The organism is Pseudomonas sp. 18175 (assembly GCF_050432925.1).
Taxonomy (GTDB): Bacteria; Pseudomonadota; Gammaproteobacteria; order Pseudomonadales; family Pseudomonadaceae; genus Aquipseudomonas.
This window is the reverse complement of record NZ_JBKFTO010000006.1, coordinates 207,954-222,539: the sequence shown is the minus strand read 5'-3', so window position 1 is coordinate 222,539 and position 14,586 is coordinate 207,954. Positions and strand designations below refer to the sequence as shown.

The following is a 14,586-nucleotide window of genomic DNA, read 5'->3' as shown; positions in this document are numbered from 1 at the left end:
TGGGAAAGCGTGGGCACGGAACACGTCCTACAAAAAAAACGCGATAACTCTGATTGTTTTATAAAAAATCACGGAACCCCTGGAACGTGCCTAAACTCCAAACTGCGCGGGTTGGACTAATAACCGATCCCTCAGGGCGCTGCGATGCGCCTGAACCCTTGTCCATTGGTTTGCACACAAAGAGAACAAAGCTATGAAACGGATCCTTCTCGGTACTCTCTTCACCGTCGTCTCCCTCAATGCAATGGCAGAATCACCAGGTGGCCCGAACTGCGGTTGGGGCAACATGCTGTTCGAAGGCCAGCGCGGTACTCCGGCTCACTTCCTGGCTTCCACCACCAACGGCACATCGGGTAACGCCACCTTCGGCATGACCTCGGGCACCAACGGTTGCAGCACCAACAGTGCCCTGACCTACGGCGGCAAGTCCTGGATTGCCATGAATGGCATGATGAACGAGCTGTCCGAAGACATGGCCAAGGGCAATGGCGAAGCGCTGACCACCTATGCCGTGGTCCTGGGTGTGGCTCCGGAAGATCGCGAACACTTCGCGGCCGTGACCCACGAACACTTCCAGCAAATCTTCAGCAAGGCTGACGTGACCGCTGATGACGTGCACAACAACACCATTGCTGTACTGAAAAGCGATGCCCGCTTGGCGAAGTACGCAACCCAAGCTTAAGCTCGACCTGCCCGCGCCCTTCGAGGCGCGGGCTTTATTTTTGGACCCGCCTCCCCTTTGGGTCTCTTTTTATCCGACTTAAGTTGCCCCTATGCTCAAACGCTTTGCCTGGATGGCACTCTTCGCCTGCGCCCCGCTGTATGCGGCCCCGCACCTTGATGATCAACGTTTGCAGCAACTGGCCAACGACCCGTTCTGGTTGTCTTTGGGCCACTACGAAGCCGGCAAAATCAGTGGCTGGCGCAGTTACGTCAGCGACAAAAAATTCTTCCTCGCAGCCGATGGTGCCCACCACCCGGACGCTGAACTCAAGGCCACCGTTGAAGCGCTTTATGCGCCGGCGAGCCTGGGCCAGAAACACGCCCAATGCGTCTACCCCGCACGTACGCGCTGGCTCAAGGATCAGTTGCACCTGACCGACCTGCCCGCCGTGGACTGCACCGAATTCAAGCAATGGTTCAAGGACGTCGCCCCCCACAGCGCGGTGATGATCTTCCCGGCGGCCTACCTCAACAGTCCGTCGTCGATGTTTGGCCACACCCTGCTGCGTATCGACCAGGCCGACGTGCAGAGCAACAACACCGCCCTGCTCAGCTACGCGATCAACTTCGGCGCCTACATTGAAGGCTCCGACAACAGCATCCTGTATGCCTGGAAAGGCCTGATGGGCGGCTACCCCGGCCTGTTCGCCCTGGTGCCGTATCAAGAGAAGCTCTCCGAATACCGTAGCCTGGAGAACCGCGACCTGTGGGAATACCGCCTCAATCTCACCCAGGTCGAGACCGAGCGCATGGTCGAGCATGTGTGGGAACTCAAGCAGATCCAGTTCGACTACTTCTTCTTCGACGAAAACTGCTCGTACCGGCTGCTGGAGTTGCTGCAAGTGGCACGCCCCGGCTTGCGCCTAACCGAGCAGTTTCCACTGACAGCCATTCCCACCGATACGGTCAAGGCAGTGAAAGACGCGGGGTTGGTTGAAAAAATCGACTACCGCCCTTCCCGCGAGCGCGAATTACTAGAACGCGCCAAACCACTGGACGGCGACGAGCAGCGGTGGGTGCTCAAAGTCAGCGACGACCAAAAGCAATTGCAGGAGCCCGCATTCAAAGCCCTGCCCCGTGAACGTCAAGCCTTGATCATCGACGCCGCCTATCGCCTGGGCCGTTACCGCGCCAATGGCCTGGAGCGCGACCCCGCCCGCTCCCAACGCAGTTTCGAACTGTTGCGCGCCATCAACCAGAACCCGGCGCCCAACTTGAAGATCGAGCCACCAGGCCTGCCAGAAAACGGCCACGAGTCGCGCACCTGGCAAGCCGGCATCGGCACACGAGGCGACAAGGCCTACGGCGAATACGGCCTGCGCATGGCCTACCACGACCTCAACGACAACGCCGAAGGCTTCCCCCTCGGCGCGCAGATCGAAATTTTGCAAATGAAACTGCGCCAGTACGAGGGGAACCACTGGCAACTGCAACAACTGGACCTGGCCACCATCCGCTCCTTGACCCCACGCAACGCCCTGCTGCAACCCTGGTCATGGCAAGTCACCGGCGGCCTTGAGCGCGTCCCCGGCAAGCACGACGACGAAACCCTGGTGGCCCACGTCAACGGTGGCGCCGGCGGCACCTGGCAACTGCGCGACGACATGCTCGGCTTTGCCCTCGGCACCGTGCGGGTGGAACACAACAACGACTTCAGCGAAGCCATCTCACCCGCTGCGGGCTTTAACACCGGCGTGCTGTGGAAAAACCCGCTGGGCAATCTGAGCCTGGAAGCCAAGGGCGACTTCTTCACCAACGGTGAAGTGCGGCGTAGCCTGAGCCTGAACCAGCAGTGGGAATTGTCGCGTAACCTCGGCCTGCGCCTGAGCGCCCAACGTGAATACAGCCACCTGTCCACGCCGGTGAATGAAGTGATGCTTGAAGTGAAGTGGTATCACTACTAAGGCTCAACGCCCATTCAACTGCTGATGCGGGCTTATGTGGGAGCGGGCTTGCTCGCGAATGCGGTGGTTCAGTCACTTGATGTATTGGCTGACACGCCGCATTCGCGAGCAAGCCCGCTCCCACATTAGGTCCGCGTCTATTCAGATCCATCTCAAGGAGCTCCAACAACATGGCCGTTACCTGCACCACCCTCGAACAAGTGCGCAGCAACATCGACCGCCTCGACCAACAAATCGTCACCCTGCTGGCCGAGCGCGGCCAACTTGTATCCCAGGCCGCCCGCTTCAAAAAAGACACCGACAGCGTCAAGGCGCCCCAGCGAGTCGAGCAGGTGATCACCAAAGTGCGGGACTTGTCCCAATCGGTAGGCGCCAACCCAGATGTCACCGAGCAGGTGTACCGCGCAATGATTGCGGCGTTTATCCAGCAGGAATTGGCTGAGCACGCCGCACTAACGACATAACCCCTGTGGCGAGGGAGCTTGCTCCCGCTGGACTGCGTAGCAGTCCCGAGCCTTTTGGGGCCGCTTCGCGCACCAGCGAGAGCAAGCTCCCTCGCCACAGTGTCCAGTCAAACACCTTTCTCACCTCCCTTTCACACCTCCCCGACAAATCCCCTTCTAAACTCTCCCTATCAGCCGTGAAACGGCCAGGGAGTACGCCATGTGGCGGTATGTGCTAATGCTATGTGCGGTGGTATGGCTGGCGGGTTGCCAGTCAACCCATCAGGATTTATTGGCCAAGGGTTATCCCCCGGCCTTTGCCGATGGTTTCGATGACGGTTGCAGCAGCGGCCGACAGGCTGCCGGGGTGATCAGTGGGGAGTTTCGCAAGAACGTACCGCGCTATCTCAAAGACCGTGAGTACGCCGAAGGCTGGGAAGACGGCTTTCGCCAGTGCAAGGCCATGCGCGAGAACGAAGAGCTGCGCGACTACAAGAACAACCACTGGGATGACCGCGAACGTGCCTGGCAGCAGGAGAAGGATCGCGACGCCGCCAGGGCCTATCGCTCGCAATAGGTCGCTTTCAGACATCCATCGAAACTAAAGCGCGGCGACCATGGCCCAAACTCCATTGAGGGAGATCGTCATGAGCCGAGCTTTTGTAAACGAGGACAACGCTGCCGCCCAAGCTGACCAGCCGGTGGAGCGCCACGTCAGTGAACAGCCCAACCGCGTTACCGCGCAAGGGTTGGCGCAGTTGCAGGCCAAGGTTGCGCAGTTGCAGCACGAATACAGCCTCGAATCCGCCAAAGACGATAAACAGCGTCGGGCGGACCTTGAGCGGGATTTGCGTTACTTCAACCAACGGGTGCAAAGCGCCCAGGTGGTGACGCCGGCCACATCTACCGACAAGGTGCAGATCGGCAGTTGGGTGACCTTCGCCAACGAGCAGGATGAACAGCAGCGTATCCAACTGGTGGGCGAAGATCAGGCCGACGCCACGGCAGGCCTGATCAACTGGGGTTCGCCCCTGGGCCGCGCCTTGCTGGGGGCCCAGGTGGGTGACGAGGTGCTGTGGCAGCGCCCCGTCGGCGATCAGGTGATCGAAGTGTTGCGCATCGAACCCGAGGCTTAGACGATGCCTTGGGCCAGCATCGCATCGGCGACTTTCACGAAGCCCGCGATGTTCGCGCCTTTCACATAGTTGATCCGGCCGTTTTCTTCGCCGTAGTGCACGCACGCGTGGTGGATCGACTGCATGATGTTGTGCAGCTTGCTGTCCACTTCGCCGGCGGTCCACAGCAGGCGCATGGCGTTCTGCGACATTTCCAGGCCACTCACGGCCACGCCACCGGCGTTGGAGGCTTTGCCCGGCGCGAACAGAATGCCCGCGTCGATAAAGATATCCACAGCCTCAAGGGTGGTCGGCATGTTGGCGCCTTCGGCCACGCAGATGCAGCCGTTGCGAAGCAGGGTGCGGGCGGCTTCGGCGTCGAGTTCGTTTTGGGTCGCACACGGCAGGGCGATGTCGCAGGCCAATTCCCATGGGGTTTTACCCTTGCGGAATTCCAGGCCAAAACGCTCGGCCAGTTCGCTGATGCGACCGCGCTGGACGTTTTTCAGCTCTAGCAGCGCCGACCATTGTTCTTCGGTCAAACCGCTTTCGGCGTACAGAGTGCCCTCGGAGTCGGACAGGGAGATCACTTTGCCACCCAGGTCCATGACCTTGCGCGCCGCGTACTGCGCCACGTTGCCGGAACCGGACACCGCCACGCGCTTGCCTTCAACTTTCTGGCTGTTGCGCTTGAGCATTTCCTCGGCGAAGTACACGCAGCCGAAACCGGTGGCTTCCGGGCGGATCAGGCTGCCGCCGTAGGTCATGCCCTTGCCGGTCAATACCGAGGTGAACTGGTTGCTCAGGCGTTTGTACTGGCCAAACATAAAGCCGATTTCACGGGCGCCCACGCCGATATCACCGGCCGGCACGTCCACGTCTGCGCCGATGTGGCGGTACAGCTCGCTCATGAAGGACTGGCAGAAACGCATTACCTCGGCGTCGCTCTTGCCCTTGGGGTCGAAGTCCGAGCCGCCTTTGCCGCCGCCCATGGGCAGCGAGGTCAGGGAGTTTTTGAAGGTCTGCTCGAAGGCGAGGAATTTCAGCACGCCCAGGTTCACCGACGGGTGGAAGCGCAAACCACCTTTGTACGGGCCGATGGCGCTGTTCATCTGGATACGGAAACCGCGATTGACCTGGACCTTACCGTGATCATCCACCCACGAAACCCGGAAGGTAATCGCACGCTCCGGCTCGCAGATGCGCTCCAGGATGCCCGAGGTCAGGTAGTGGGGGTTGGCTTCCAGAAACGGCCACAGGCTGCGTAGGACTTCTTCCACAGCCTGGTGGAATTCAGGCTGGTCAGGGTCGCGTTTCTTGAGGCGGGCAAAGAAGGATTCGACGGATTCGATCATAAAAAGTCTCGGCAGATTTTTAGTTTTTAACGGAGATTGAGCCGGACTTTATCAATTCATTTCGCACTGCGACAGGGCAAAATGTCGCCTTTGTGAATTTAAATGGTGCATTGGATATAAATAAACCCAGAAAACAGGGGTTTTGTGCACCTTAAAAGGGACCGCCAACTATAGATATGCACCACCAGATAAACCGTCATCGCAGGCAAGCCAGCTCCCACATTGACTGTGTTCACAAATCAAAAGTGGGAGCTGGCTTGCCTGCGATGAATCCAACTCGGTCCACCTGAAAAACACAAAAAAAAACGGAGCCCGAAGGCTCCGCTCTTTCAAACCACCAACCCAAATCAGGCCAGTTTTTTGTGCCGCACACGGTGCGGCTGGGCAGCAGCGTCGCCCAGGCGCTTTTTACGGTCCGCTTCGTACTCGGTGTAGTTGCCTTCGAAGAACACCGCTTGGGAGTCATCTTCGTACGCCAGGATGTGGGTCGCCACGCGGTCAAGGAACCACCGATCGTGAGAGATCACAATCGCGGCGCCCGGGAAGTCCAGCAGGGCTTCTTCCAGGGAACGCAGGGTTTCAACGTCGAGGTCGTTGGACGGTTCGTCGAGCAGCAACACGTTGCCGCCCTCTTTCAAGGTCAGGGCCAGGTGCAAGCGACCACGCTCACCACCGGACAGGTCCTTGACGAACTTTTGCTGGTCGCCGCCCTTGAAGTTGAAACGGCCCACATAGGTGCGCGACGGGATTTCATAGTTGCCGATGCGGATCTGGTCGGAACCGTCGGAAATCTGCTGGAACACGGTCTTGCTGCCGTCGAGGTCTTCGCGGCTCTGGTCCACGCAAGCCAGTTGCACGGTTTCGCCGATCTCGATGCTGCCGGAGTCTGGGGTTTCCTTGCCCATCAGCATGCGGAACAGCGTGGATTTACCCGCACCGTTACCACCGATAACGCCGACGATCGCGCCTTTTGGCATGGAGAACGACAGATTGTCGATCAGCACGCGGTCGCCATAGCCTTTGGAAACGTTCTTGAATTCGATGACCTTGTCACCCAGGCGCGGACCGGCCGGGATGTAGATCTCGTTGGTTTCCGAACGCTTCTGGAATTCTTGCGACTGCATTTCTTCAAAGCGTTGCAGACGAGCCTTGGATTTGGACTGGCGGGCCTTGGCGCCTTTGCGCACCCACTCCAGTTCTTCCTTCATGGCTTTTTCGTGAGCCGATTGCTGCTTGGATTCGGCGGCCAGACGGTCGGACTTGGCTTCCAGCCAACCGGAGTAGTTGCCCTCGTAAGGGATACCGGCGCCACGGTCGAGTTCGAGGATCCAACCGGCAACGTTGTCCAGGAAGTAGCGGTCGTGCGTGATCGCAACCACGGTGCCTGGGAAGTCGTGAAGGAAATGCTCCAGCCAGGCGACGGAATCGGCGTCCAAGTGGTTGGTCGGTTCGTCGAGCAGCAGCATGTCGGGGGCCGACAGCAGCAGGCGGCACAGGGCCACACGACGCTTCTCACCACCGGACAGGAATTCGACCTTGGCGTCCCACGCCGGCAGGCGCAACGCATCGGCCGCGACTTCCAGTTGGCGCTCAAGGTTGTGACCGTCGCCAGCTTGCAGGATGGCTTCGAGCTTGGCCTGTTCAGCGGCCAGTTTGTCGAAGTCGGCGTCTTCGTCAGCGTAAGCCGCGTAAACCTCATCCAGGCGCGCCTGGGCGTTCTTGATCACGGCGACGGCTTCTTCAACCACTTCGCGCACGGTCTTGGTCGGGTCCAGGATCGGCTCTTGCGGCAGGTAGCCGATGTTCAGCTCGGGCATCGGGCGGGCTTCGCCTTCGAACTCGGTGTCGACACCGGCCATGATTTTCAGCAGCGTGGACTTACCCGAACCGTTGAGGCCAAGTACGCCGATCTTGGCGCCTGGGAAGAAGGACAGCGAAATGTTTTTCAGGATTTCCCGCTTCGGTGGAACAACTTTTCCCAGCCGATGCATGGTGAAGACGTATTGAGCCATGGTAAACCTAGCGTCAGTGACTGATGAATTAAGTGGGGCAAGCCCTTGCCAGGCCATGCGCCGCGCGGGCCGTTGACGATGATCAATGCCTGCGTGCGGAAAAAGCCTGAATGTCTGGGGCTGGAACGCCCTCGCGTAACCGGCAAAGCTACCTGAATGCGCTTGGTCAGTCCAGCCAAGCGGGGCTGGCACTTTGCCACAAGTCAAGGCATGCTAGCCGCCCTCCGGGCGCCCGGCTTATAGTGCACGTCGCGCGCCAGTCCAGCCAAACCGCAGGATCACAGCTTGTCCAAAGTCACGCCGCCAACGCCCCTGCGCGCCGCTCATATAGCGCCGGGAGCACCCCTGCACGGCACCCTTAAAGGCGCATTGGCGACGCTCGTCCTCATGTTGCTCGCCTTATTGTTCTGGCAACTGCTGGATCAGCTGCAACAAAACCAAAAAGACCAGCAGCAATACACCATCGACTACAGCGCCGACCTGGCTGAGCAGATCAGCCTGAACATGGCCCTCAGCGCAAAAATCGCCCTGAACCTGCTACCGATGGTCGAACCCCCGCGTGACAGCGAACAGCAACAAGCCTTGATGCACACCTTGCAACGCTCCTTGCCGGAATTGCGCAGCATCGCCCTGCTCGCACCCAGCGGCGCCATGATCAGCGACAGCGCCAGCGACAGTCAGGACAGTGCCTGGCTTGAAGATTTGGTGCAACGCAGCCACGCCCAGTCCTATTACCTGAGCAACAACAGCGACGGCACTCTTATCTATCTATTGCTGCACCAGCCCAGCGGCGGCTCCCGAGTGTATTGGGTGTTGCGCCTGGCGCCCAACTACCTGGTCAACCTCACCCGCCAGGACGGCCAGGGCCAGCGCCCGATGTGGGTGATTGAGAACCGCCTCAACCACCGCGTCATCAGCCGTGACAGCGGCATGCCAGCCCAGTGGGCCGGCGCCCTCACGCCGGATGAGCTGAATAAAAGCGTGCTGGTCACGCCCTTGAGCAAGAGCGACTGGCAATTGCGCGGGCTGTTCGACCGCAATGCGGTACTGGAGCAACTGCTGCCGGCGTTTATCGGCAAATGCTTGCTGGGCCTGGCCTTTTCGCTGATTCCGGTGATCGTGCTGCTCAACATGCGCCGCCGCCAGCGCCAGGTGCATGAGGGCCGTCGGCGCTACCAGGATATTTTCGAAGGCACCGGCGTGGCCCTGTGCGTACTGGACCTGTCGGGTCTTAACGCATTCTTCGCCAAAGCCCAACTGCAAACCCGGGCGCAACTGCACGCTTGGCTGCAGGACAACCCCATCGAACGCCAGCAGTTGCTCAAGGAACTGCGCATCACCGAGGTCAACCAGGTGGCGGTGCGCCTGTTGAACGTCGGTTCCTGCGAAGAGGCCTGGGAACGCCTGATCGACGATTGCCCGCGCAACGCCACGTCCATCGGCTACCAGATATTGGAAGCCGTTCTGACCCAGCAGAGCCAGCTTGAACTGGAGATCCAGCTCAAGGACGTGGCGGGTAACGATCAATACCTGTGGCTGGTGATGCGCCTGCCGGAGCAGCAGGACGACTTCAAGGCCGTGATCCTCAGCATCAGCGATATCACCAGCCGCAAGCTGATCGAGTTGTCGCTGGTGGAGCGCGAGAGCTTCTGGTCAGACGTAGTACGCACCGTGCCTGACCACCTGTATGTGCAGGACGTAATCAGCCAGCGCATGATTTTCAGCAACCACCACTTGGGCCACACCCTCGGCTATAACAAGGCCGAACTGCAGCAAATGGGTGAGTACTTCTGGGAAATCCTGCTGCACCCCGAAGACGCCGAGCATTACCACGACTTGCGCCAGCAACAACGCCAGGCGGGCTACGCCACCCAACTGCAATGCCAGCTGCGCTTCCGCCACCGTAACAACCAGTGGCGGCGCTTTGATATCCGCGAGCAAGCGCTGGCCCGGGACAAGACCGCGTTGGTCACCCGCATTATCGGCGTGGCCAAGGACATTACCGACCAAATCGAGGCCAGCGAGTCCCTGCGTGACAGCGAGCAGCGCTACCGCATGCTGGCCGAAAGTATCAGCGACGTGATCTGTTCCACCGACAGCCAATTGGCCCTCAACTACATCAGCCCGTCGGTCAGCGCCGTGCTGGGCTATGACGTGGACTGGGTATTCAAAAATGGCTGGCAGTCGATCATCGCCAACCCGCAGCAACTGAGCGGCATCTACAGTTTGGTGGAGCAGGTCAGCCGGGCTCTGGGCGACGTCGAGGCGCTGAATAAGCTGCGCGATGAAGTGCAAACCCAGTTGTTCCTGTTCGACTGTCTGCGCGCCGACGGTCGCAAAGTGCCCATCGAACTGCGCCTGGTGCTGGTGTGGGACGAACACGGCGCCTTCGAAGGCATCCTCGGCGTGGGCCGCGATATCAGCCAGCAACGCCGCGCCGAGAAAGACCTGCGCATGGCCGCCACCGTATTCGAACATTCCACCTCGGCGATCCTGATCACGGACCCTGCGGGCTATATCGTGCAGGCCAACGAAGCGTTCAGCCGCGTCAGCGGTTATGCCGTGAGCGACGTGTTGGACCAGTTGCCGAACATGCTCACCGTCGACGAACAACAGGAAGCCCACCTGCGTTACGTGCTCAAGCAGTTGCATCAGCACAGCACCTGGGAAGGCGAAGTGTGGCTCAAGCGCCGCAATGGCGAGCATTACCCGGCCTGGGTCGGCATTACCGCCGTGTTCGACGACGAAGGCGACTTGGCCAGCTACGTGTGCTTCTTCAGCGATATCAGCGAGCGCAAGGCCAGCGAACAGCGCATTCACCGACTGGCCTACTACGACGCCCTGACCCACTTGCCCAACCGCACGCTGTTCCAGGACCGCCTGCACACTGCGTTGCAGTCGGCCGAGCGGCAAAAGTCGTGGGTGGTACTGATGTTCCTCGACCTCGACCGTTTCAAGCCGATCAACGACTCCCTGGGCCACGCCGCCGGCGACCGTATGCTCAAAGAGATGGCCACCCGCCTGCTGGGCTGCGTGGCCGAAGACGACACCGTGGCGCGCATGGGGGGCGACGAGTTCACCTTGCTCCTGCAACCTCGGGTCAGCCGTGAAATGGCGCTGAACCGCGCGATTCACGTGGCCGAACAGATCCTGGCCAGCCTGGTGAAGCCGTTTGTCCTGGAGGGCCGCGAGTTTTTCGTGACCGCCAGCATCGGCATCGCCTTAAGTCCCCAGGACGGCAACGAGTTGAGCCAGTTGATGAAAAACGCCGACACGGCCATGTATCACGCCAAGGAACGCGGCAAGAACAACTTCCAGTTCTACCAGGCCGACATGAACGCCAGCGCCCTGGAACGCCTGGAGCTGGAAAGCGACTTGCGCCACGCCCTGGACCAGAACGAATTCGTGCTCTATTACCAACCGCAATTCAGCGGCGACGGCAAACGCCTGACCGGCGCCGAAGCCCTGCTGCGTTGGCGTCACCCGCGACGCGGGCTGGTGCCGCCGGGGGACTTTATCCCGGTGCTGGAAGAGTTGGGCCTGGTGGTGGATGTGGGCGACTGGGTCATCAGCGAGGCCTGCCGCCAACTCAAGACCTGGCACCAGAACAAAGTGCGCGTGCCGAAAGTCTCGGTGAACATCTCCGCGCGGCAGTTCTCCGACGGCCAACTGGGCACGCGCATCGCCACCATCCTCAAGGACACCGGCCTGCCGCCCGCGTGTCTGGAGCTGGAGCTGACCGAAAGTATCCTGATGCGCGAAGTCAACGAAGCCCTGCATATCCTCGACAGCCTGAAGAACCTGGGCCTGAGTATTGCCGTAGACGACTTCGGCACCGGGTATTCGTCGCTCAACTACCTCAAGCAATTCCCCATCGACGTATTGAAGATCGACCGCACCTTTGTGGATGGCCTGCCCTCCGGCGAGCAGGACGCACAGATCGCCCGCGCCATTATCGCCATGGCCCACAGCCTGAACCTGGCGGTGATCGCCGAGGGTGTGGAGACCCATGAGCAATTGGACTTCTTGCGTGAGCATGGTTGTGACGAAGTGCAAGGCTACCTGTTCGGGCGGCCGATGCCGGCGAGTCGGTTTGAGGTGCAGTTCAGCAATGACGCCCTCTTCATGTTCGACTGATCTTCTACTGGGCTGACTTCCCTGTGGCGAGGGAGCTCGCTCCCGCTGGGGCGCGAAGCGGCCCCGCTTTTTTGGGACTGCTGCGCAGTCCAGCGGGAGCAAGCTCCCTCGCCACAACAGTCACCACTTATCCCTAGATGAGCCCCACTTGTCCGCGACATGATGTCCTTTCATATGCCATCTAAAACCCATTGGGTTAGAATGCCCTCCTTTTCTGCCCCCGATCCTTGAGGACCGCCATGTTCAGCCGTGATTTGACTATTGCCAAGTACGACGCCGATCTCTTTGCCGCCATGGAGCAAGAAGCCGTGCGCCAGGAAGAGCACATTGAGCTGATCGCTTCGGAAAACTACACCAGCCCAGCGGTCATGGAGGCTCAGGGTTCGGTTCTGACCAACAAGTACGCCGAAGGCTACCCAGGCAAGCGCTACTACGGCGGTTGCGAATACGTCGACGTGGTTGAGCAGCTTGCTATCGACCGCGCCAAAGAACTGTTCGGCGCCGATTACGCCAACGTCCAGCCGCACGCCGGCTCCCAAGCCAACAGCGCCGTGTACCTGGCCCTGCTGCAAGGCGGCGACACCATCCTGGGCATGAGCCTGGCCCACGGCGGTCACCTGACCCACGGCGCCAGCGTTTCGTCCTCTGGCAAGCTGTACAACGCCGTTCAATACGGTATCGATGCCAACGGCCTGATCGACTACGACGAAGTCGAGCGCCTGGCGGTTGAGCACAAGCCAAAAATGATCGTGGCCGGTTTCTCTGCCTACTCGCAGATCCTGGACTTCCCACGCTTCCGCGCTATCGCCGACAAGGTTGGCGCCTACCTGTTCGTCGACATGGCCCACGTGGCCGGTCTGGTCGCCGCTGGCGTCTACCCGAACCCGGTGCCTTTCGCTGACGTCGTGACCACCACCACCCACAAGACCCTGCGCGGTCCTCGTGGTGGCCTGATCCTGGCTCGCGCCAACGCCGACATCGAGAAGAAGCTGAACTCCGCCGTATTCCCAGGCGCCCAAGGCGGCCCGCTGGAGCACGTGATCGCCGCTAAAGCGATCTGCTTCAAAGAAGCCCTGCAGCCTGAGTTCAAGACCTACCAGCAACAAGTGGTCAAGAACGCCCAGACCATGGCCAGCGTGTTCATCGAGCGCGGTTTTGACGTGGTGTCCGGCGGTACTGAAAACCACCTGTTCCTGCTGTCGCTGATCAAGCAGGACATTTCCGGTAAAGATGCAGACGCTGCTTTGGGCAAAGCCTTCATCACCGTGAACAAAAACTCCGTGCCGAACGACCCACGTTCGCCGTTCGTCACTTCGGGCCTGCGCTTCGGCACCCCGGCCGTGACCACGCGTGGCTTCAAGGAAGCAGAGTGCAAGGAACTGGCTGGCTGGATCTGCGACATCCTGGCAGACCTGAACAACGAAGCCGTGATTGACGCGGTACGTGAGAAGGTCAAGGCCATCTGCAAAAAACTGCCGGTATACGGCGCTTGAATGCAGTTGCTTGAATGAAAAGCCCGGCTCTTGAGCCGGGCTTTTTTGTGCCTGAAAACACTGCTTTCTCAAGCTGAAATGCAATCAAATGTGGGAGGGCATTTCAGGTCAGGATTGGTAGACGCGCTGGAAGCCTTCGCGGATTTTTTCTTCCGGCAACTCGTCAGCAATAAACACAATCACACTCTCCCGTGCCTCACCCTCCTCCCACTCCGTGTCCCAATCAAAGCCGTACAGCTTGAGCACGCCCTGAAACACCATGCGCCGGTCTTCCCCGGCAATGTTCAGCACGCCTTTGTAGCGCAGCAATTGCTTGCCGTGATCTTCCAACAGCTGGTTCATGAACTCGCTGAGACGATCAATATCCAGCGGCTGGTCGGTGCGCAGCACCAGGCTGGAGATGCGGTCGATAGACGGCGCCTTGCTGACCGGACGCAGGCTCATGCCCGCGTTGAGGTTGAAGCCACGCACATCCAGCAGTTCGGCCAGATCGATAGTGCCGTGATCGACTATGCGAATCGGCGCACGGCGATTGATACGGGTCAGGCGCTCGCTCAACGCGTCAAAGGCTGCGTCATCCACCAGGTCGCGTTTGCTCACCAGCAAGCGGTCGGCAAAGCCGATCTGCGCCTGGGCGATGGTCTGGGTCAGGTGATGTTCGGCGTGGGCCGCATCCACCAGCGTAATGATGCCGTCGAGGATGTAGCGCTCACGCAGTTCCTCGTCGATAAAAAAGGTCTGGGCCACGGGCGCTGGGTCGGCCAGCCCGGTGGTCTCGATCACCAGCCGGTCGAAGGCGATCTCGCCGCTGTCCAAGCGTTCGAGCAGCAGGTACAGGGCTTTGGTCAGGTCGGTGTGGATGGTGCAGCACACACAGCCGTTGGACAGGGTCATGACTTGCACCGGCTCATCGCCCAATAGCTGGGTGTCGATGCCGGCGTCACTGAATTCGTTTTCGATCACGGCGATTTTCAGGCCGTGTTCGGCCTTGAGCAGGTGGCGCAGCAAGGTGGTTTTGCCGGCGCCGAGGAAGCCGCTGAGGATGGTGACCGGAATGGGAGAGGACAAAAGAATTCTCCTGAAGGAATACAAAAAAAATGTGGGAGCGGGCTGGCTCGCGAAGGTGGTGTATCAGTCAGCACATGCATCAACTGACAGACCGCCTTCGCGAGCAAGCCCGCTCCCACAGGGGTATTGCGTTAATTCAACAACACTTAGGCCCACCCTTACCGCCGTAACGGGCTTCCTGACGCTCCCGGAAGAACGTCTTGTAGTCCATCATCGGCTTGTCCGGGTGCTTGGTTTGCATATGCTCGACGTACGTGTCGTAGTCGGGCATGCCGACCATCAGGCGCGCGGCCTGACCGAGGTATTTACCGAGGCGACTGATGTCATTGAACATGG

At 59.9% G+C, this 14,586-nt stretch carries 11 protein-coding genes; 7 read left to right on the top strand and 4 right to left on the bottom strand.

The window, feature by feature from the left end; all coding sequences use genetic code 11:
- Positions 1-193 precede the first annotated feature (193 nt).
- The 5 genes from ACLD1Y_RS10825 (at position 194) to ACLD1Y_RS10805 (ending at position 4,206) form a co-directional block, all read left to right on the top strand.
- Entirely contained in the window at positions 194-682 is a 489-nt protein-coding gene (locus ACLD1Y_RS10825) for a DUF3015 domain-containing protein (protein WP_124388269.1), read from the top strand.
- Positions 683-773: 91 nt separating this feature from the next.
- Positions 774-2,627 (top strand): DUF4105 domain-containing protein, encoded by a 1,854-nt coding sequence (locus tag ACLD1Y_RS10820; protein WP_429477952.1) that lies wholly within the window; start codon positions 774-776, stop codon positions 2,625-2,627.
- A 170-nt stretch (positions 2,628-2,797) separates the two neighbouring features.
- The gene (locus ACLD1Y_RS10815) at positions 2,798-3,091 is read left to right on the top strand and encodes a chorismate mutase (protein ID WP_429477951.1); all 294 of its coding nucleotides are present in this window, start codon (positions 2,798-2,800) and stop codon (positions 3,089-3,091) included.
- A 199-nt stretch (positions 3,092-3,290) separates the two neighbouring features.
- Positions 3,291-3,647: a hypothetical protein gene (locus ACLD1Y_RS10810; protein ID WP_429477949.1), complete on the top strand. Its 357-nt coding sequence runs from the start codon at positions 3,291-3,293 to the stop codon at positions 3,645-3,647.
- Between the two features lie 70 nt (positions 3,648-3,717).
- The gene (locus ACLD1Y_RS10805; RefSeq protein WP_429477947.1) at positions 3,718-4,206 is read left to right on the top strand and encodes a GreA/GreB family elongation factor; all 489 of its coding nucleotides are present in this window, start codon (positions 3,718-3,720) and stop codon (positions 4,204-4,206) included.
- Here ACLD1Y_RS10805 and gdhA read toward each other — a convergent pair.
- Together gdhA and ettA are read right to left on the bottom strand one after the other, a co-directional pair.
- Positions 4,203-5,540, bottom strand: a complete 1,338-nt coding sequence (gene gdhA, locus ACLD1Y_RS10800; protein ID WP_429477945.1) for an NADP-specific glutamate dehydrogenase — start codon at positions 5,538-5,540, stop codon at positions 4,203-4,205. The two genes, ACLD1Y_RS10805 and gdhA, sit on opposite strands and share 4 nt — an antisense overlap.
- 347 nt (positions 5,541-5,887) lie before the next feature.
- A complete protein-coding gene (gene ettA, locus ACLD1Y_RS10795) occupies positions 5,888-7,552 on the bottom strand; it encodes an energy-dependent translational throttle protein EttA (RefSeq protein ID WP_017737425.1) in 1,665 nt (554 codons plus the stop codon).
- Between the two features lie 285 nt (positions 7,553-7,837).
- Between ettA and ACLD1Y_RS10790 the strand changes: the two genes are divergently transcribed.
- Positions 7,838-11,689 carry a sensor domain-containing protein gene (locus tag ACLD1Y_RS10790; protein ID WP_429477942.1) on the top strand — a complete coding sequence of 1,284 codons (3,852 nt, stop codon included), beginning with the start codon at positions 7,838-7,840 and terminating at the stop codon, positions 11,687-11,689.
- Positions 11,690-11,928: 239 nt separating this feature from the next.
- Positions 11,929-13,182: a serine hydroxymethyltransferase gene (gene glyA / locus ACLD1Y_RS10785; protein WP_010206677.1), complete on the top strand. Its 1,254-nt coding sequence runs from the start codon at positions 11,929-11,931 to the stop codon at positions 13,180-13,182.
- 108 nt (positions 13,183-13,290) lie between these two features.
- Here the strand turns inward: glyA and yjiA are convergent, their stop codons facing one another.
- Positions 13,291-14,250: a GTPase gene (yjiA, locus tag ACLD1Y_RS10780; protein ID WP_429477940.1), complete on the bottom strand. Its 960-nt coding sequence runs from the start codon at positions 14,248-14,250 to the stop codon at positions 13,291-13,293.
- Positions 14,251-14,386: 136 nt separating this feature from the next.
- Entirely contained in the window at positions 14,387-14,584 is a 198-nt protein-coding gene (locus ACLD1Y_RS10775; RefSeq protein ID WP_017737420.1) for a YbdD/YjiX family protein, read from the bottom strand.
- Positions 14,585-14,586: the final 2 nt, after the last annotated feature.